Raw genomic sequence first — 18,366 nt, forward strand, 5'->3', positions numbered from 1 at the left:
TCATTCGGACCTAGGGGGCGGCGTGACCAGCCAGTTCGGCGTGCTGTTGCGTCAGTTGCGGCGGCAGGCGGGGTTGAGCCAGGAAGCGTTGGCCCACAGTGCCCGTGTGGGGACTCGAACGGTGCGCGGGCTGGAGACCGGCGAGCGGACCAACCCGAATGCCGAGACCATGCGGGCACTGGCCAAGGCACTGGAGCTGACCGGGGCCGAGCGGGCCGAGTTCTTCGCCGCCGCCGGACGTGACGAGCCGGTCCAGGCCGAGCCGGTGCGGTTCGACCCGCTGGCCGAGGCCGCGGAGACGTTGAAGGTCGCGGTCGAGGCGCGCTGGCGGCGGGAAGAGGAACAGCGGCAGATCCACGACCCGGTGCCGCTGCCCGTGCGGTGGGACGGGGCGCCCGCCCAGCTGCAGGACAGCTGGCTCAACATCGGCGGAGAGGCCGACCTCGGCGGGCGGGTGGACCAGGTCGTCGAGGTCTACCGGAGGGTCGGGTCGCGGCGGCTCGTGGTGCTGGGACGCGCAGGGGCCGGGAAGACCGTGCTGACCACGCGGTTCGTGCTCGACCTGCTCAAGGCGCGTGACACGACCGACCCGGTGCCGGTGATCTTCAGCCTCGGGTCGTGGCACCCGGAACGGATCGGGCTGCGCGACTGGATGGCCGAGCAGCTCATCCGCGACCACCCGTTCCTCGAGGCGCCGGGGCCGAGCGGCGGCACGGTCGCCGCGGCGCTCGTGGACGCGCAACGGGTGCTGCCCGTGCTGGACGGGTTCGACGAGATCGCAGCCGGATTGCACCGACCGGCACTCAACGCGCTGAACACCACCACTCTGCCGTTGCTGCTCACCAGCCGTGTGGACGAATACCGCGACGCGGTTGAAGGCACGGACGTGCTGACCTCGGCGGCCGCGGTGGTGGTGGCCGACCTGACGTCCGACGACTTGGCCGACTACCTGCCACGGACCACGCGCAAGAAGGTGTGGGCGCCGGTGCTCGACGAGGTGCGCGGCGGTGGGCCGTTGGCGAAAGTGCTGGTCACACCGTTGATGGTGGCGTTAGCACGGCGGATCTACAGCGACACCCCCGACCACGACCCGGCTGAGCTGCTGCGGTTCCACGACGCCGACGAGATCGAACGGCACCTGCTCGGCAGCTTCGTGCCCGCGGTCTACGGGACCGACGCCGAACGCGTGCAGCCGTGGCTCGGTCACCTCGCCGATCATCTGACCAGGCTGGGGACGCACGACGTCGAGTGGTGGCGTTTCGGCACGTCCTCGAAGGTCACCGGGGTGGGCGTCGGGCTCGCGGTCGGCCTGGCGGACCTCGTGATCGAGGCCGTCGTGCTGGCGGCCCTGACCGTCAGAGGGCTGCTGTTCGCGACGATGATCGGGCTGGCCACGGGCGTGATCTTCGGGCTGGCGCACTGGTACGTGGTCCGCGCGGCACCGCTCGAGCCCGTGCGCACCCGGCTGCGGCTGCGCGGCCGGCTGGGGAAGCGCGTGGGGGCGCGGGCCCTGCTCGGGCTCGCGTTCGGCGGAGCGGCCGGCGGCGCGTACGGACTGGTGCGCGCGACGGCGTTCTGGCTGGTCACGCCCCAGTATTCGTGGACGACTGGGGTCCTGGTCGACGTCGGCGTGTTCGCGCTGGTCTTCGGGCTCGGCGCCGGCCTGGTCTTCGGGCTGGTAGCCGCGATGGAGGTACCGCTCGACGTGCGGTCAGCGGGCAGCCCCGACGACCTGATCGAGGCCAACCGGCGTCACGTGTTGGCACTCGTGGCGATGATCGTCCCCGTGTTCGCGGTGTTCGTCGCGGCGGCCACCGGAGTCGTCGTGGGCGGGCTCACGGCGTTGCGGTTCGACGTGGTGTGGAGCCCGACGACGGCGCTGGCGCTCGGGCTCGTCGGCGGTGCCGGAGGCGGTCTGGCCTACGGGCTGAGCCTGACCGCGTGGGGACAGTGGGTGCTGTTCGCGCGCATCTGGTTGCCGCTGACCGGACGGCTGCCGTGGAAGCTGCCGGCGTTCCTCGACGACGCCTATCGGCGTGGTGTGCTGCGACGCGCGGGTGCGGTCTACCAGTTCCGGCACGCCCGGCTGCAGGAGCACTTCGCACGTTTGCGCTGATCACCGGTACCGGCCACAGGTGGCCGGTCGTGTGGCCTGTTCTCTCGTTTGGTCCGGCTGTGATCGTTTGCCGGGCCGGACGAGGGAGGGAACGCAGGGTGCCAGGCAACGAGTCACCGCCGAGCCAGATCAACTGGGAGGCGTACAGCCACGAAGAGCTCCACCGGATGCTGTGGCAGGACGCCGACGTCGCGGACGTGAGCACGGTCGCCGACGAGTGGACGCGCCACCGCGCGGCGTTGGACACGCACGCCGAGGTGCTGCGCGAGCAACGGACCGCGTTGCTCGACGGGTGGACCGGCGCGGCCGCCGAGGAGGCAGGAGCCCGGCTGGCCGCGCTGGCCGAGCGGATAGAGAAGATCAGCGCACTGTGCGCGGCGGGGCAGCGGGCCGCGCAGGACTCCGCCGACGCGCTGGCGGCGGCGCGGGCTGCGATGCCACCGCCACCGGACGGGACGACGACGCCGGCAGCGTTGGCCTTGCCGACTGCGCCGACGCCGTTGGGCTCGCCGACTGCGCCCGCGCCGTTCGCACCGTTCACGCTGCCGAGCGCACCGGCTCCGATGTCCCTGCCGAGCGCTCCCACCATGCCCGCGGGCACCTCGGGCTTCTACTTCTACTTCGGTGCCGCCGCAGCCGACCAGCAGAAACAGCAGGCCGTCCGCACGATGCAGACCTACGAGTCGAGCCTCAACGGCAGCGGCCGCCTCATCGACGACGCCCGCGCCAACGTTCCGCAGGCCGCTCCATCACCGCGCCCTGCCGCCCAGGCCGTGAAAACCCCGAGCTCCGGCGGCGTCCCGTGGCAACGCCTCGTGAGCGGCACCAGAGGCCTGGTGATCGGCGCCGCCACCCCGGTCAGCCAGCAGGTCAGCCAGCAGATCAGTCAGCAGCTCAGCCCCGGCCTGCGCACCGGCGTCATCGGCCCGCACGCCGGCCTCACCGCGATCGGTCCGTTCACCGCGGAGACCCGCGCGACCGCCCAGAACAACGCGATGGCGTCACCACCGCCCGGTGCCGCGCGCAAGGACGACGACCAGACGCACGAGAACCAGATGCCGACGCTCGACCACGACCTGTTCGCGGTGAACGAGCGGGTGTCTCCGGCAGTCATCGGGGAGGAGTCGTGACCGGCTTCGAGGTCGCACCGGACCGGCTGCAGGACCGGATCACGACCCTGACCAGGCTCGCGGCGCTGACCGGCGACCTGGTGGCGACCGCGAGCAGGCTCGCCGAGCGGCAGCCGTTGCTCGGCACCGCGCCGCCCGCCCGTGACCTGTCGCACCGGCTCAAAGAGGCGGGCGGAGGGCTCGCGGGCGAGGTGAAGGCCGCCGAGCGCGAGGTGCGGGAGTTCCAGGAGATGCTCGCCCAGATCAAGACCTCCTATCTCGAGGCCGACGCCGGGCAGGTGGCCCGATGATCGCCTTCGACCTGGTGGAGATGGACCTGCTCGCCACGCACGCCGGGGTGCGCTGGCCGTTCCCGCTGCGGGTGCCGTCGTTCGGCAGGCTCGCGGACGAACGGGCCGCGCTGCTGTCCGAGGCGGGTCACGGGTTGCAGGCGCGTGGACTGGCCGAGGCGCACGGACCGGTCGGCGTGGCCGCGGAACTGGTGACGGCGCTGCACGAGCACACCGCCGTGGTGGACCTCGTCGTGCCGGGGACGGGTGCGGTCGCGATGGTCTACGGCGACGACGCGCTCGTGTGCACGCAGTCCGGCAGCACGGTCCGGGTGACGCACGTCGAGGCCGAGACGCTGGGCGACGAGCTCGTGGCGCTGGTACCGCACGCGAAACCCGCACAGCTCATGCCGATCACCCTGCCACCCGGCGCCGGGCTCGACTTCGAGGTCGTCGCGCAGGGACAGGCCGGGGTGGTCCGCGGCGGTCAGCGCGCGGAAGTGTCCTGGTTGGACGGTGCTTCCGGACGGGTCAGGGTCGACGTGGGCAGTGACGGCTGGGTCAGCGTGAACCCCATGCGGCACAACGACCTGGTTCGAGCGATCGGTGAGCTCGCGGCAGTGGCGCGAGCCTAGAAGAGGGGGAGACAGTGGATCCAGCACAGTGGCTGGCGGACTACCAGGAACGCCTGGAGCGAGTCGCGTACAGCGCGCGGTCGGCGAGCGCGAGTCTCGCGGAGGTCGGGGCGAGCGCGACCTCGCCACGCGGTGAGGTCACCGTGACGGTGAACGCCGGTGGCGTGCTCGGCGACGTCGCGCTGACGCCGGCGGCGCGCAAGCTCGACGTCGACACGCTCGCGATGCTGATCGTCAGCACCGCGCGGGAGGCGCAACGGCTGGCGAGCGCGCGCATGACGGAGATCATGGCGGACTACCTCGGTGAGAGCGACGCGTTGCACCAGGTCACGAAACACCTCCCGGAGGCCGTGCGATGAGCTTCACCGTCGACCACGAGCAGCTGCGCGGTCACGCCGCGACGCTCGCCGGGTGCGCTGACCGGTTGTCCGCCACCGGAAAGCAGCTCCCCGACCAGCTCGGCCAGGACTCGCTGGGTTCGTTCGCGCAGTTCCTGACCTCGGGCCTGGGCGCGGCGATGGGGGAGACGCTCGCGGCCTTCGCCCATGTCGCGTCCACAATGGACAAGGTGGGCGCCGGCCTGCGGCAGACCGCCGACACCTACCAGCGCACCGACGACGACAACGTCGTGAACCTCACCGGGGCCGCCCGATGACCGCCACCGCGACGGACGCGGGCACGATCGCCGCGCTGCTGAACGAACTCCGCACCACCACGAACGCGATCGCCGGTGACGAGTGGCTCTCATCGGACCTCGCCAACACCCCCAAGGCCGACATCAGCCGGCTCGGCTCGAACGACAAACCGTTGCAGGCACTGGACAGCGCGGGCGTCGGCTTCCTCACGCCGATGATCTCGTTCCTCGAAGAGCCGCTGAACCAGTTGCGCGGCAACCCGGACGGCGTCGGGCAGGGCGCGGGCGAGTTCCAGAACGCGGCCAGGACGGCAACGACGCTCGCCGAGGAGTACAGCTCCAAGGCGAGCACTGAGACCAGCGGCTGGTCCGGCCAGAGCGCGACCGACTACGCCAAAACCGGCAAGGAGATCGCCGACGGCGTGTTGTCCGTCGCCGAGACCGCGCTGACCAACGCTACCGCGCTGATCAAGGCGGGCGAGGTGGTCGCCCAGGTCGTCGCCGAGGTGACCCGGCTGATCACCGAGGCGATCGGCAAGATCGTGCCGATCATGACCGAGGCGATCGCGGCGGCACCGGCGACGTTCGGGCAGAGCATCGCCGTGGCCATCCCGCAGTGCGTGCAGATCGCCGTCGAGTGCGGGGCGCAGATCGCGGCCGAGCTCGGCGAGCTGCTCGCGAGCGGCGAGAACCTGATCAAGCTGGTCGAGGGCGCGCAGGCCGTGCTGAAGATCGTGAAGCAAGCGCTTTCGGTGATCGGTGACAAGAGCACCTCGACGGAGGCGACCACGTGAAGCGACTCACCGCCGACGGCCGGTCCGTGTCGGTCGTGACCAACACGAACCAGCCCGGCACGCAGCCGTCCGCCATCGCGGTGGCGGACAAGGCGTTGTGCACTAGCTGGTCAAGATCGCACGTGCCAGGGCGGCGGTTTCGGACGGCGTCTTGCCGACCTTGATCCCCACCGCCTCCATGGCCTGCTTCTTGGCAAGCGCGGTGCCCGAGGACCCCGAGACGATGGCGCCCGCGTGGCCCATCGTCTTGCCCTCGGGCGCGGTGAAGCCGGCGACGTAGCCGACCACCGGCTTGGACACGTTGTCCCGCACGAACTCCGCCGCCCGTTCCTCCGCGTCACCGCCGATCTCGCCGATCATCACGATCAGCTCGGTCTCCGGGTCGGCCTCGAACGCCGCGATCGCGTCGATGTGCGTCGTGCCGACGATCGGGTCGCCGCCGATGCCGACGCACGTGGTGAAGCCGAAGTCCTTCAGCTCGTGCATCAGCTGGTAGGTCAGCGTGCCGGACTTCGACACCAGACCGATCGAGCCGGGCTTGGTGATGTCCGCGGGGATGATGCCCGCGTTCGACTTGCCGGGGCTGATGATGCCGGGGCAGTTCGGCCCGATGATCCGCGTCGACTTCCCTCGGGCATGAGCCCAGAACTGTGCCGTGTCGTGCACCGGGACACCCTCGGTGATCACCACCGCCAGGCCGATCCCGGCGTCGACCGCCTCGATGACGGCGTCCTTCGTGAACGCGGGCGGCACGAACAGCACCGACACGTTCGCGCCGGTCTCCCGCATCGCCTCGGCCACCGTGCCGAACACCGGGAGCGTGACGTCGTCGAACCCCACCGAGGTGCCGGCCTTGCGCGCGTTCACGCCGCCGACGACCTGCGTGCCCGCCGCGAGCATGCGGCGGGTGTGCTTGGCGCCCTCCGAGCCGGTCATGCCCTGCACGACCACGCGGCTGTGCTCGTCGAGGAAGATCGTCATCAGGACTCCTGTCCGGCGCCGGCGAGCGCGGCGGCACGGCCCGCCGCGTCGTCCATCGTGTGCGCCACGGTGATCAGCGGGTGTCGTGCCTCGTCGAGGATGCGGTGGCCGGCCTCGGCGTTGTTGCCGTCCAGGCGCACCACCAGCGGTTTGTCGGCTCGGTCGCCGAGGAGACCCAGTGCCTGCACGATCCCGTTGGCCACCGCGTCGCACGCGGTGATGCCGCCGAAGACGTTCACGAACACGCTGCGCACCGACGGGTCGGAGAGGATGACGTCGAGACCGTCGGCCATCACCTGGGCCGAGGCGCCGCCGCCGATGTCGAGGAAGTTCGCGGGCGCGGCACCGGCCAGCGCCACGACGTCCAAAGTGGACATGACGAGACCCGCGCCGTTGCCGATGACACCGACCGTGCCGTCGAGCTTGACGTAGTTGAGGCCTTTCTCGGCCGCCCGCACCTCCAGCGGGCCACCCTCCGCGCCTGAATCGGTGCGGGAGTGCCGGAAGGACGCGTTGCCGTCCAGCGTCACCTTGCCGTCGAGCGCCACGATCCGGCCGTCCTTCGTGCGCGCCAACGGGTTCACTTCGACGAGGGTGGCGTCCTCGGAAACGAAGACCTTCCACAACGCGGAAGCGACGGCGTTCACCTCCGCCGCGATTTCCGGTGGGAACACCGCAGCTGCGTCGAAGGCCGAAGCTGGCATTCGAGTGATGGAGTCCGCCATCTCCTCGATCTCCACGCCGCCGGTGGCCGACGCCATGCCGATGAACGTCCTGTTGGCACGATCGAGCAGGAACGACAGGTAGTACTCCTCGGCGATCTCACTCGCCTCGGTCACCAGCACCTCGTGCACGGTGTGCCCCTTGATGTCCATGCCCAGAACGGCCTCGGCCGCGGCGAAAGCTTCGTCCGGCGACGAAGCGAGCTTGATGCCACCCGCCTTGCCGCGCCCGCCCGTCTTCACCTGAGCCTTCACGACAACGGTGCCGCCCAGTTTCGCGGCTGCCTCGCGCGCGGACTCAGGAGTGTCCGCCACGAAACCGCGCGGAACGGGCACTCCATGACGCTCGAAGAGGTCCCGAGCCTCGTGTTCGAAAAGATCCCCAGAAGAAGTCACAGGCTGCGTCCTCTCGCCGAAAACTTGCGGCCATCTATGGACATCCGGTTGGTAGCGGAGTAACGATATGCCTACCTCATACGGTATGCAATCTACAGTCGAGCGCTGCAGGCCGGCGCTGGGGAGGAGCTGGTCACTGATGACGACTTCCGCGGAGCCGGAACAGATCTCAGGTGGGCATCTGGTCGCCAAGGCGCTCAAAGCCGAGGGTGTCGACACCATCTTCACGCTGTGCGGCGGCCACATCATCGACATCTACGACGGCTGCGTGGACGAAGGCATCGCCGTCGTCGACGTACGACACGAACAGGTCGCGGCACACGCGGCCGACGGCTACGCCCGCATCACCGGCAAGCCCGGTTGCGCCGTCGTCACGGCGGGTCCCGGTACCACCGACGCCGTCACGGGCGTCGCCAACGCGTTCCGCGCGGAGAGCCCGATGCTGCTGATCGGCGGCCAGGGTGCGCTGAGCCAGCACAAGATGGGCTCACTGCAGGACCTCCCGCACGTCGACATGATGACGCCGATCACCAAGTTCGCCGCGAACGTCCCGCACACCGCCCGCATCGCGGACATGGTGTCGATGGCTTTCCGCGAGGCCAACGCCGGCGCGCCCGGCCCGTCGTTCCTGGAGATCCCGCGCGACGTCCTCGACGCGAAGGTGCCGCTGAGCACGGCCCGCGTCCCGCAGGCAGGCCACTACCGCGCCTCCACGCGCAGCGCCGGTGACCCGAGGGACGTCGAGAAGCTCGCGGACCTGTTGGTGCACGCCAAGAAGCCGGCGATCCTGCTCGGCAGCCAGGTGTGGACGACGCGCGCCACGGACTCGGCGATCGAGCTCGTGCGGACGTTGAACATCCCCGCCTACATGAACGGCGCGGGCCGCGGCACCCTGCCTCCCGGCGACCCGCACCACTTCCAGCTCTCTCGCCGCTACGCCTTCGACAACGCCGACGTCATCGTCATCGTCGGCACCCCGTTCGACTTCAGGATGGGCTACGGCCGCAGGCTTTCGCAGAACGCGACGGTCGTGCAGATCGACCTCGACTACCGCACGGTCGGCAAGAACCGCGACGTCGACCTCGGCATCGTCGGCGACGCGGACCTGGTGCTGTCGACCGTCGCGCAGGCCGCGTCGGGTCGTGAGGACAACGGCGCGATGGGCCGCAAGGTGTGGCTGGAGGAGTTGCAGGCGGTCGAGGAGAAGGCCCGGCAGAAGCGCCTGGAGCACCTGCGTTCCGACGACATGCCGATCCACCCGTACCGGCTCGTGAGCGAGATCAACGACTTCCTCACCGAGGACTCCATCTACATCGGCGACGGCGGCGACGTCGTCACGTTCTCCGGTCAGGTCGTGCAGCCGAAGTCGCCCGGCCACTGGATGGACCCCGGTCCACTCGGAACGCTCGGCGTCGGCATCCCGTTCGTGCTGGCCGCGAAACTGGCCAGGCCGGACAAGGAGGTCGTGGCCCTGTTCGGCGACGGCGCGTTCAGCCTCACCGGCTGGGACTTCGAGACGCTCGTCCGCTACAACCTGCCGTTCGTCGGGATCGTCGGCAACAACTCGTCGATGAACCAGATCCGCTACGGCCAGGCGGCGAAGTACGGCCTGGCACGCGAACGCGTCGGCAACACGCTGGGCGACGTCAAGTACGACCAGTTCGCCAAGATGCTCGGCGGCTACGGCGAGGAAGTCCGCGACCCCAAGGACATCGGTCCCGCGCTGCAGCGTGCCCGCGAGTCCGGCAAGCCTTCGCTGATCAACGTGTGGATCGACCCCGACGTGTACGCGCCCGGAACCATGAACCAGACGATGTACAAGTAGGTGAGCGAGATGGCCAAGGCCCTGGAAGGCGTCAAAGTCCTCGACATGACGCACGTGCAGTCCGGACCGTCGTCGACCCAGCTGCTCGCCTGGCTGGGTGCGGACGTCATCAAGCTGGAGACGCCGGGACGCGGCGACATCACACGCGGCCAGCTGCGTGATCTGCCCGATGTGGACAGTCTCTACTTCACGATGCTCAACTGCAACAAGCGGAGCATCACCCTCAACATGAAGTCTCCTGACGGCAAGGAGGTCTTCGAGAAACTCATCGCGGACGTCGACGTTCTCGTCGAGAACTTCGGACCCGGTGTCGTCGAACGGTTCGGCTACCCGTGGGAGAAGCTCCAGGAGCTCAACCCCGAGCTGATCTACGCCTCCATCAAGGGCTTCGGCCCCGGCCGCTACGCCGACTTCAAGGCGTACGAGGTGATCGCGCAGGCCATGGGCGGCTCGATGAGCACCACCGGGTTCGAGGAAGGTCCGCCGCTCGCCACCGGCGCGCAGATCGGCGACTCCGGTACCGGGATCCACCTCGTGGCGGGCATCCTCGCCGCGTTGTACCAACGCACGAACACAGGCCGTGGGCAACGCGTCCAGGTGGCGATGCAGGACGCCGTGCTCAACCTGTGCCGGGTGAAGCTGCGCGACCAGCAGCGGCTCGCCCACGGGCCGCTGGGGGAGTACCCGAACGAGCAGTTCGGGGACGAGGTGCCCCGCTCCGGCAACGCATCCGGTGGTGGCCAGCCCGGCTGGGCGGTGCGCTGTGCCCCCGGCGGCCCCAACGACTACATCTACGTGATCATCCAGCCGGTCGGGTGGAAGCCGCTGACCGAGCTGATCGGCAGACCGGAACTCGCCGACGACCCGGGCTGGGCGACACCGGAGGTGCGGCTCTCCAAGCTGGACAAGGCTTTCGCGCTGATCGAGGAGTGGACGGAGAAGCACACCAAGTGGGAGGTGATGGACAAGCTCAACGCCCACAACATCCCGTGCGGACCCATCCTGTCCACGAAGGAGATCATCGAGGACGAGACGCTGGCCGAGCTCGGCACCGTCGTCGAGGTCGACCACCCCGAGCGCGGCACGTTCAAGACGGTCGGCAACCCGCTCAAGCTCTCCGACTCGGAAGTTCCGGTGCAGCGCCCGCCGCTGCTCGGCGAGCACAACGACGAGGTGCTCGGCGCGTTGGGCTACAGCACCGAACGACTGGCCGAACTCCGCACCGCCGGCGTCATCTGACACCCCTAGGGAGACGAGATCTCATGCCGGACAACGGCTACGACCGCGCCGCGGTCGAGAACGTGCTCGCGAAGGTGCGGGCGGAGGGACGGTCGTCGCTCACCGCGCCGGAGGGCAAGAGGGTCTGCGACGCCTACGGGATCGCGACCCCGGCCGAGGCGCTGGCGAAGTCTTCGGAGGGCGCCGTCGCGTTCGCGGAGGAGATCGGCTACCCGGTCGTGCTCAAGATCGTCTCACCGGACATCCTGCACAAGACCGAGGCCGGCGGCGTCCTCGTGGGCCTGCGCAACTCCAGCGAGGTCGCCGAGGGCTACCGCACGATCATCGACAACGCCCGCAACCACAAGGCGGATGCCGAGATCACCGGCGTCCAGGTCCAGCAGCAGTTGCCGACCGGCAACGACGTCCACGAGGTCATCGTGGGCGCGGTGACGGACGAGACGTTCGGCAAGATCGTCGCGTTCGGCCTCGGCGGTGTGCTGGTCGAGGTGCTCAAGGACGTCACGTTCCGGCTGGCGCCCACCAGCACGTCCGAGGCGTTGGCGATGGTCAACGGCATCGCGGCCGCCGAGATCCTGCACGGTGTGCGAGGTGCGCAGGGCGTCGACACCGCGAAGCTCGCCGATCTGATCCACCGCGTGTCGGACCTGGTCACGGACTTCCCGCAGTTCGCGGAGGTCGACCTCAACCCGGTGCTCGCCACTCCTGGTGGCGCCACCGCGGTCGACGTGCGGATCCTCGTGGACGAGGACGCCGCTGTCGGACCACACCGGTTCACGCAGGACGAGATCCTCGCCTCGATGAACCGGATCATGAAGCCCGCCGCCGTCGCCGTGATCGGTGCCTCGAACGAAGAGGGCAAGATCGGCAACTCGGTGATGAAGAACCTCGTCAACGGCGGCTTCCAGGGCGAGATCCACCCGATCAACCCCAAGGCGGACGAGATCCTGGACAGGAAAGCGTTCGCGAGCATCGCCGACGTGCCGGGGGACGTCGACGTCGCGGTGTTCGCGATCCCGGCGAAGTTCGTGCCCGCCGCCCTGGAGGAAGTGGGCAAGAAGGGCGTCGCCGGCGCGATCATGATCCCGTCCGGCTTCGGCGAGACGGGCAACGTCGAGCTGCAGGAAGAGATCGTCACGATCGCGCGCAAACACGGCGTGCGCATCCTGGGCCCGAACATCTACGGCTACTACTACACGCCGGAGAACCTCTCAGCGACGTTCTGCACGCCGTACGACGTCAAGGGCGGCGTCGCGCTGTCGTCGCAAAGTGGCGGAATCGGCATGGCGATCCTCGGGTTCAGCCGTTCCGCGGGCATGGGCGTCTCCGCGATCGTCGGCGTGGGCAACAAGGCCGACATCGACGAGGACGACCTGCTGACGTTCTTCGAGCAGGACCCGAACACCCAGCTCGTCGCGATGCACCTGGAAGACCTCAAGGACGGCCGTTCCTTCGCGGAAACCGCCAAGCGGGTGTCGACGAAGAAACCGGTCGTCGTGCTGAAGGCCGGACGCACCGACCAGGGAGCGAAGGCGGCGAGCTCGCACACCGGCGCACTGGCCGGCAACGACCGCGTCTACGACGACATCCTCAGGCAGAGCGGCGTCATCCGCGCACCCGGCCTGAACGACCTGCTGGAGTACGCGCGCGGCATTCCGCTGCTGGCCACGCCGAAGGGCGAGAACGTCGTCATCATCACGGGTGCGGGCGGTTCGGGTGTGCTGCTCTCGGACGCCTGTGTGGACAACGGGTTGTCGTTGATGACCATCCCGGACGATCTGGACGCGGCGTTCCGGAAGTTCATCCCGCCGTTCGGCGCGGCGGGCAACCCGGTCGACATCACCGGCGGCGAACCGCCGTCGACGTACCGGAACACGATCGCGCTCGGACTCGCGGACGACCGCATCCACTCGTTGATCCTGGGCTACTGGCACACCATCGTCACGCCACCGATGGTGTTCGCGAAGCTCGTGGTCGACGTCGTGGAGGAGTACCGGGCGAACGGCATCCACAAGCCCGTCGTCGCCTCGCTCGCCGGGGACGTGCAGGTGGAGGAGGCCAGCGAGTACCTGTACCGGAACGGAGTGGTTGCGTATCCGTACACAACGGAGAAGCCTGTCGCAGTGCTGGGTGCGAAGTACCGGTGGGCACGTGCCGCTGGTCTGCTCGGGTAGCAACAGGTTTCTTGTGCAGCAAGGGAGAGATGGCCCGTCCGCGACCGTGACACGCCCACGGTCGCGAACCCGCCAGGGAGGTCAACGAAGACAGCCGGTCCTCTGGAGGTTGTTAACCGTGGATGATCCAAACCTGGTCGCCCGTACGGAAGTCAGCCCGCCACCCCAAAAGGAGTCACAGGGGGAGCGTGTCTGGCCCGCGGGCAGGCTGGAAGCGATGCCCATCAGGAAACTGCCCGACGCACCACCGTCGATTCACCTGCTGGGCCCCACCGTCTTCCTGGTGGCTCTGGGCGTGGGCATGGGCGAGTCCTACATGTGGCCCCGCCTGGTGCTGGTCTTCGGGCCGGACATCAGATGGCTCTTCCTGATCGGCGTGACGCTGCAGGCCGTCGTCATGCTCGAGATGGCGAGGTACGCGATGGCGACGGGGGAGAGCATCTTCTTCGGCGCCGCGCGCGTGTTCAAACCGATCATGTGGTTCTTCTTCGTGGTGGCGGCACTCGTCTACATCTGGCCGGGCCACCTCTCCGCGGGAGCGGCGGCTCTGGAGAAGATCACCGGCATACCGTGGACGGTGTCGGCCTGTGTCGGGCTGGTTCTGGTCGGGATCCTGTTCAGCCTGGCCAAGGTCATCTACAACCTGCTCGAGAACCTGCTGTCCATCCTCATCGGACTGCTCGTCGTCAGCACGGCGGTGGTGGCGGCGATGGTCGGCACGTGGAGCGACCTGACCAGCACCGTGACCGGCATGTTCCAGTTCGGGTACTTCCCGGCGCAGGCCATGTCGCCGGAGTGGTTCCCGATCATCGTCGGCTCGATCGCGTTCGCCGGGCCCTCCGGCATGCAGCAGATGTGGTACACGCTGCACCTGCGCGACAGCGGTGCCGGCATGGGCGCGCACATCCCGAAGGTCCGCGGGCTGCGGCACGCGGGCGACGAGGAGAAGATGCCCAGCCGGGGTTTCATGTTCGACACCCAGGACAAGGCCGAGCTCGCGAAGTGGAAGGGCTGGCGGCGCTGGGTCACGTTCGACGCCCTGCTGCTCTTCTGGGGCATCACCATGCTCGTCACGGTTTCCTTCACGGTTCTCGCGCAGTCGGCCTCGCGGACCTCGCCGGACGTCAAGGCGCTCATCGAGTCCGGTGAACGCGAGGCGGCGCTCAACGCCATGTCGGACGCCTTCGCGTCGGCCGGCGGGCCGGTGCTGGGCGCGGTCTTCCTCGGGTTCATCGCGTTGATCGGCCTCAACGCCACGCTGGGTCTCTTCGACTCGTTCTCGCGCGGCCAGGCGGACATGACGTACCACTTCGTACGCGGCGCGAAGAAGTTCCGGATGTCGCACCTCTACGCGGGATTCCTCTGGGGCGTCATCACCTTCGGCATCCTGATCCTGCTGTTCGGACCGGCTGACGGACCCGGTGCGATCCTCGACGTGCTCGCCTTCCTGTCGACGTTCGCCATGGGCGCGTACTGCGTGGTGCTGCTGCTGGTGAACAACCGGATGCTGCCCAAACCCATCCGTCCCAAGCTGATCACGAACATCATCATCGGCTTCGGCGCGGTGTTCTACCTGGGCATGCTGTTCTTCAGCCTCTTCAAGTTCGGTGTGGTGGTGGGCTGATGCAGGTCCGCGAATGGCCGAAAAAAGAGGCACTGCCCGGTGCGTTCGTCGGTCTCGCCGCCGGGCTCATCGCGGGAGGGCTGGCCGCGCTCGTCGGCCAGCCGCTCGGGTGGGCTCTGGTCACGATGGTGGCGCTCGGCCTGCCACTCGGGGCGTTCGGCGGTGCATTCGGCCTGCTGGTGGCGGCAGGCCGGCTGCCGGCCGGACGGTTCGCTCCCGTGGCGCTCTACTGGCTGGTCGCGTTCCCGTTGGCGCGCCTGGTGCACGAGGTCACCGTGAGCCTGGTGCTCACCGGTCAGGTTCGGCTGCCCTCGGACCTGGCGGGTTTCCTCGCCTACCAAGGGATCGTGAGCCTCGGCTGGGCCATCGGTTTCCTGTGGCTGCACGAACGCATCGCGGTTCGCCTGCGTCAATCGCGTTCGGGTGCCGCCGCTGCCCGCTGACCTTCCGCCGAAGGAGCGAGAATGCTGGATCTTCCTGTCTGGGTGTGGATCGCGACCTTGGGCGGACTCGCCGTCGTGATCGCGTTCGACCTCTTCCTGGTGGTGCGCAAGCCCCGCGAACCGACGTTTCGCGAGTCGGTCTGCTGGGTTCTGTTCTACGTGGGGCTGGCCGTCCTCTTCGGACTCGGGGTGACGTTGTTCGCCGGCGGACAGCACGGTGGCGAGTTCTTCGCCGGCTGGATCACCGAGTACTCCCTCAGCGTCGACAACCTGTTCGTGTTCGTGCTGATCATGGCCCGGTTCGCGGTGCCGCGGGAACAACGGCAGAAGGTGCTGATCGTCGGCATCCTCCTGGCGCTGGTGCTGCGCGCGATCTTCATCGCCGTCGGTGCCGAGGCGATTTCCCGGTTCGACTGGCTCTTCTACGTCTTCGGCGCGTTCCTCATCTACACCGCGTGGAAGCTGTTGGCGCACAACGAGAGCGAGGAAGCCGAGTTCTCCGAGAACGCCGCGTTGCGCGCGGTGCGCAAGGTGTTTCCCCGCGCCGGTCCGCTGCTGATCGTCATGGTCGCGGTCGGCACCACGGACCTGCTCTTCGCGGTCGACTCGATCCCGGCGATCTTCGGGCTCACCAAGGAGCCGTACCTCGTGCTGACCGCCAACGCGTTCGCGTTGATGGGCCTGCGCCAGCTCTTCTTCCTGGTGGGCGGTCTGCTGGATCGCCTGGTGCACCTCAGCAAGGGCCTCGCGGTGGTGCTCGCGTTCATCGGGCTCAAGCTGATCTTCGAGGCGATGCACCACCACGGTGTGTCGTGGGCTCCGGAGATTCCGATCGTGGTGTCTCTCGGCGTGATCGTCGCGACCCTGGCGATCACCACGGTGTGGAGCCTGCACACGTCCCGGCGGGCCGCCCGTGCCGCCGTGGAGGAGGCTGAAGCTCAGCGCTCCCAGCGAGTCGAGGGCGCTCAGCCGTGAATCGTGTGACCCTCGCTGTCCTTGCCCTGCGAGTCGGGGCGCAGCGTCTTCGCCACGGCCGCGACTGCTTCGGCGTCCTTGCGCTGCTCGTTCAGCGCGGTGGACAGGCCGAGGCCGATCGCGCGGCCGTCGGCGGAGGCGCCCCCACGCGGCTGGGTGAGCGAGCGCGCGAAGTTCTTCAAGCGGGACATGGTGTTCCTCCTGTCGATGGTCGCTCCCGAGGCGTGCAAGAACCCAACAGGCCAAGAGCCAACAGGCCAAGGGCTAACAGGCGCTGTCGCACGGGAGGTGCAGGGGTGCGGCCGGGGTCTCAGTCAAGTGGGTACCCGGTTCAGGTACCCGTTGATCCCGTCCCTGACACCATTCAGCATACTGCGTTTTGTATGCAATCCACGATCATCGTGTCGCGGATCACCCGTGTGGCACCAAATGACCGTTTTGGGGTGATCCGCGCGTAACGCCTCAATCACTCTCGGTTGAAGCTACGGTGAGTTTTCTGGGGTCCTGTGCTCGTGGTAGGTCTGCCGGGTCTGCTCCGCGTGACGGTGCATGACCTCGCCTGCTCGCTCAACGTCACCGTCGGCGATCGCGGCGACGAGCTCGGCGTGCTCCTTCCACGAGTCACCGCTGCGTGGACGGGCGATCGGGGTGTAGTACCAGCGGACCCTGCGGTCGACCAGTCCGATCATCTCGGCCAGGACCTTGTTGCGGCCGATCGCCGCGATGGCCGCGTGCAGGTCGGCGTTCGCCTTGACCAGGCGTTCGACGTTGGCGGTGACCAGTGCCTCCTCGCCGGACTTCTGCAGCCTCTTGAGCATCTTCACGTCGGACGCGGTGGCGTGCTCGGCGGCGAGCTTGGCGGAGTACGTCTCCAGCACGCTGCGCACGGCGAGCAGCTGGTCGGCCTCCTCCTCGGTCGGGGTGTGCACGAACGCGCCCTGGGCGGGACGCAGGTCGACCCAGCCGTCGGTCTGCAACCGCTGCAGGGCCTCGCGCACCGGCTGCCTGCTCACGCCCAGGTACTCGGCGAGCTCGGCCTCGACCAGGTGCTGACCGGGGGCGAGCGTCCGGTTGACGATGAGCTCGAGCAGGGCGTCGTAGACGGCCTGTCGCAGCGGTGCCGGCCGTTCGACCCGGCGGCTCGCCGCGGCGCTGAGCGAACCCTTGGCGGCTCGGCGGCCACTGGGCAAAGAGGTCATGCGCGACAGAATACAGCTTTTGGTATGCAAAAAGCACTTCTAGAGCATTGGTCATGTTGTCCGTATACTGTATGCAATCCTGCGACGATCGGGGCGTGACATGAAGATCGCTGTTCTCGGAGCTGGAGCGATCGGTGCCTACGTCGGTGCGGCCTTGCATCGTGCGGGCGTGGAAGTTCACCTGATCGCGCGCGGAGCCCATCTCGCCGCCATGCGGGAGCACGGCGTGCGGGTGCTGAGTCCGCGCGGTGACTTCACCGCGCGTCCACACGCGACCGACGATCCGCGCGAGGTGGGCGAGGCCGACTACGTGTTCCTCGGCCTGAAGGCGTACTCGTACGCGTCGTCGGGCGACCTGCTGGCGCCGCTGCTGGGCCCGGACACGGCCGTGATCGCGGCGCAGAACGGGATCCCGTGGTGGTACTTCCACGGCATGACGGGCCATCCCCTCGAAGGGCAACGGATCGAGGCCGTGGACCCCGGCGGCTCGGTCACGGCCGTGCTGCCGATGGAACGGGCGATCGGCTGTGTCGTCTACTGCTCGACCGAGATCGAGGCGCCGGGCGTGATCCGGCACCTGGAGGGCACGCGGTTCTCGATTGGGGAGCCGGACCGAAGCATTTCTCCGCGCTGTGTTGCCTTGAGCGAGGCCATGGTCGCAGGCGGGCTGAAGTGCCCTGTCGAGAAGGACGTCCGCGAGGACATCTGGATCAAGCTCATGGGCAACGTGGCGTTCAACCCGTTGAGCGCACTGACCCGCGCGACGATGGTGGAGATCTGCGACCACTCGGACAGCCGCGACCTGGTCGCGCAGATGATGGCCGAGACCCTCACGATCGCCAGGGCCGCCGGCTGTGATCCGCAGATCTCCATCGACAAGCGCATCGACGGCGCCCGCCGCGTCGGGCGCCACAAGACGTCGATGCTGCAGGACCTCGAAGCCGGCAAACGGCTGGAGATCGACGCGATCATCGGCGCGGTGGTGGAGATCGCCGAGCTGACCCGCGTGCCGGCCCCGACGCTGCGGCACGTCTACGCGGCGATCGACCTGCTGTCGCGCACGTCGGCGGTGTCCTGAGCGTGGTGCTGCGCGGGTTCCGGCGGGGGTGGTCACCTTCTGCTGGTCTTGGTCGCCTTTGTGCTGGTGGTTGCTTTGGGTCGTATGACGAGCTTTGGTTGCGTCATCGCCGCTTCGCGACGATTGCGATTG

18 protein-coding genes are annotated in these 18,366 nt (G+C 68.5%); 14 read left to right on the forward strand and 4 right to left on the reverse strand.

The features are described from left to right. The first annotated feature begins 22 nt into the window (after positions 1-22). The 7 genes from ACFOWZ_RS26330 to ACFOWZ_RS26360 all read left to right on the forward strand — a co-directional run bounded on the left by ACFOWZ_RS26330 (position 23) and on the right by ACFOWZ_RS26360 (position 5,578). Positions 23-2,116: a helix-turn-helix domain-containing protein gene (locus tag ACFOWZ_RS26330; RefSeq protein WP_382376560.1), complete on the forward strand. Its 2,094-nt coding sequence runs from the start codon at positions 23-25 to the stop codon at positions 2,114-2,116. Positions 2,117-2,214: 98 nt separating this feature from the next. Further along, entirely contained in the window at positions 2,215-3,246 is a 1,032-nt protein-coding gene (locus tag ACFOWZ_RS26335) for a hypothetical protein (protein ID WP_382376561.1), read from the forward strand. Further along, entirely contained in the window at positions 3,243-3,536 is a 294-nt protein-coding gene (locus ACFOWZ_RS26340) for a hypothetical protein (RefSeq protein WP_382376562.1), read from the forward strand. The genes ACFOWZ_RS26335 and ACFOWZ_RS26340 overlap by 4 nt, the downstream gene beginning before the upstream one ends. Next, positions 3,533-4,150, forward strand: a complete 618-nt coding sequence (locus tag ACFOWZ_RS26345) for an ESX secretion-associated protein EspG (RefSeq protein ID WP_382376563.1) — start codon at positions 3,533-3,535, stop codon at positions 4,148-4,150. Before ACFOWZ_RS26340 ends, ACFOWZ_RS26345 begins: the two co-directional genes overlap by 4 nt. Before the next feature lie 14 nt (positions 4,151-4,164). Further along, complete coding sequence (locus ACFOWZ_RS26350) at positions 4,165-4,509, forward strand: YbaB/EbfC family nucleoid-associated protein (RefSeq protein WP_382376564.1); 345 nt, start codon at positions 4,165-4,167, stop codon at positions 4,507-4,509. Beyond that, positions 4,506-4,805, forward strand: a complete 300-nt coding sequence (locus tag ACFOWZ_RS26355; protein WP_382376565.1) for a type VII secretion target — start codon at positions 4,506-4,508, stop codon at positions 4,803-4,805. The genes ACFOWZ_RS26350 and ACFOWZ_RS26355 overlap by 4 nt, the downstream gene beginning before the upstream one ends. Beyond that, positions 4,802-5,578: a hypothetical protein gene (locus ACFOWZ_RS26360; RefSeq protein WP_382376566.1), complete on the forward strand. Its 777-nt coding sequence runs from the start codon at positions 4,802-4,804 to the stop codon at positions 5,576-5,578. The genes ACFOWZ_RS26355 and ACFOWZ_RS26360 overlap by 4 nt, the downstream gene beginning before the upstream one ends. A 102-nt stretch (positions 5,579-5,680) precedes the next feature. Here ACFOWZ_RS26360 and sucD read toward each other — a convergent pair whose 3' ends face one another. Beyond that, complete coding sequence (sucD, locus tag ACFOWZ_RS26365) at positions 5,681-6,559, reverse strand: succinate--CoA ligase subunit alpha (protein WP_382376567.1); 879 nt, start codon at positions 6,557-6,559, stop codon at positions 5,681-5,683. Continuing rightward, positions 6,559-7,677 (reverse strand): ADP-forming succinate--CoA ligase subunit beta, encoded by a 1,119-nt coding sequence (gene sucC, locus ACFOWZ_RS26370; protein ID WP_382376568.1) that lies wholly within the window; start codon positions 7,675-7,677, stop codon positions 6,559-6,561. Before sucC ends, sucD begins: the two co-directional genes overlap by 1 nt. Positions 7,678-7,816: 139 nt before the next feature. Here sucC and ACFOWZ_RS26375 point away from each other — a divergent pair, with 139 nt between their 5' ends. The 6 genes from ACFOWZ_RS26375 to ACFOWZ_RS26400 all read left to right on the forward strand — a co-directional run bounded on the left by ACFOWZ_RS26375 (position 7,817) and on the right by ACFOWZ_RS26400 (position 15,957). Next, entirely contained in the window at positions 7,817-9,502 is a 1,686-nt protein-coding gene (locus tag ACFOWZ_RS26375; RefSeq protein ID WP_382376569.1) for a thiamine pyrophosphate-binding protein, read from the forward strand. A gap of 9 nt (positions 9,503-9,511) precedes the next feature. Next, positions 9,512-10,741: a formyl-CoA transferase gene (frc, locus tag ACFOWZ_RS26380; protein WP_382376570.1), complete on the forward strand. Its 1,230-nt coding sequence runs from the start codon at positions 9,512-9,514 to the stop codon at positions 10,739-10,741. Between the two features lie 23 nt (positions 10,742-10,764). Further along, a complete protein-coding gene (locus ACFOWZ_RS26385; protein WP_382376571.1) occupies positions 10,765-12,915 on the forward strand; it encodes an acetate--CoA ligase family protein in 2,151 nt (716 codons plus the stop codon). Positions 12,916-13,132: 217 nt separating this feature from the next. After that, positions 13,133-14,539, forward strand: a complete 1,407-nt coding sequence (locus ACFOWZ_RS26390; RefSeq protein ID WP_382376572.1) for an Nramp family divalent metal transporter — start codon at positions 13,133-13,135, stop codon at positions 14,537-14,539. Further along, on the forward strand, positions 14,539-14,982 hold the full coding sequence (locus ACFOWZ_RS26395; protein ID WP_382376573.1) for a hypothetical protein: 444 nt from the start codon (positions 14,539-14,541) through the stop codon (positions 14,980-14,982). The genes ACFOWZ_RS26390 and ACFOWZ_RS26395 overlap by 1 nt, the downstream gene beginning before the upstream one ends. A 24-nt stretch (positions 14,983-15,006) precedes the next feature. Further along, positions 15,007-15,957 (forward strand): TerC/Alx family metal homeostasis membrane protein, encoded by a 951-nt coding sequence (locus ACFOWZ_RS26400; protein WP_382376580.1) that lies wholly within the window; start codon positions 15,007-15,009, stop codon positions 15,955-15,957. Here the strand turns inward: ACFOWZ_RS26400 and ACFOWZ_RS26405 are convergent. Both ACFOWZ_RS26405 and ACFOWZ_RS26410 read right to left on the reverse strand, forming a co-directional pair. Next, complete coding sequence (locus ACFOWZ_RS26405; RefSeq protein WP_382376574.1) at positions 15,948-16,148, reverse strand: hypothetical protein; 201 nt, start codon at positions 16,146-16,148, stop codon at positions 15,948-15,950. The two genes, ACFOWZ_RS26400 and ACFOWZ_RS26405, sit on opposite strands and share 10 nt — an antisense overlap. Before the next feature lie 291 nt (positions 16,149-16,439). After that, positions 16,440-17,156: a GntR family transcriptional regulator gene (locus ACFOWZ_RS26410; RefSeq protein WP_382376575.1), complete on the reverse strand. Its 717-nt coding sequence runs from the start codon at positions 17,154-17,156 to the stop codon at positions 16,440-16,442. Between the two features lie 100 nt (positions 17,157-17,256). On the opposite strand from ACFOWZ_RS26410, the gene ACFOWZ_RS26415 reads away from it, so the two are divergent. After that, positions 17,257-18,234 carry a 2-dehydropantoate 2-reductase gene (locus ACFOWZ_RS26415; RefSeq protein WP_382376576.1) on the forward strand — a complete coding sequence of 326 codons (978 nt, stop codon included), beginning with the start codon at positions 17,257-17,259 and terminating at the stop codon, positions 18,232-18,234. Positions 18,235-18,366 lie beyond the last annotated feature (132 nt).

The organism is Lentzea rhizosphaerae (genome assembly GCF_042649515.1).
Lineage (GTDB): Bacteria > Actinomycetota > Actinomycetes > Mycobacteriales > Pseudonocardiaceae > Lentzea > Lentzea aerocolonigenes.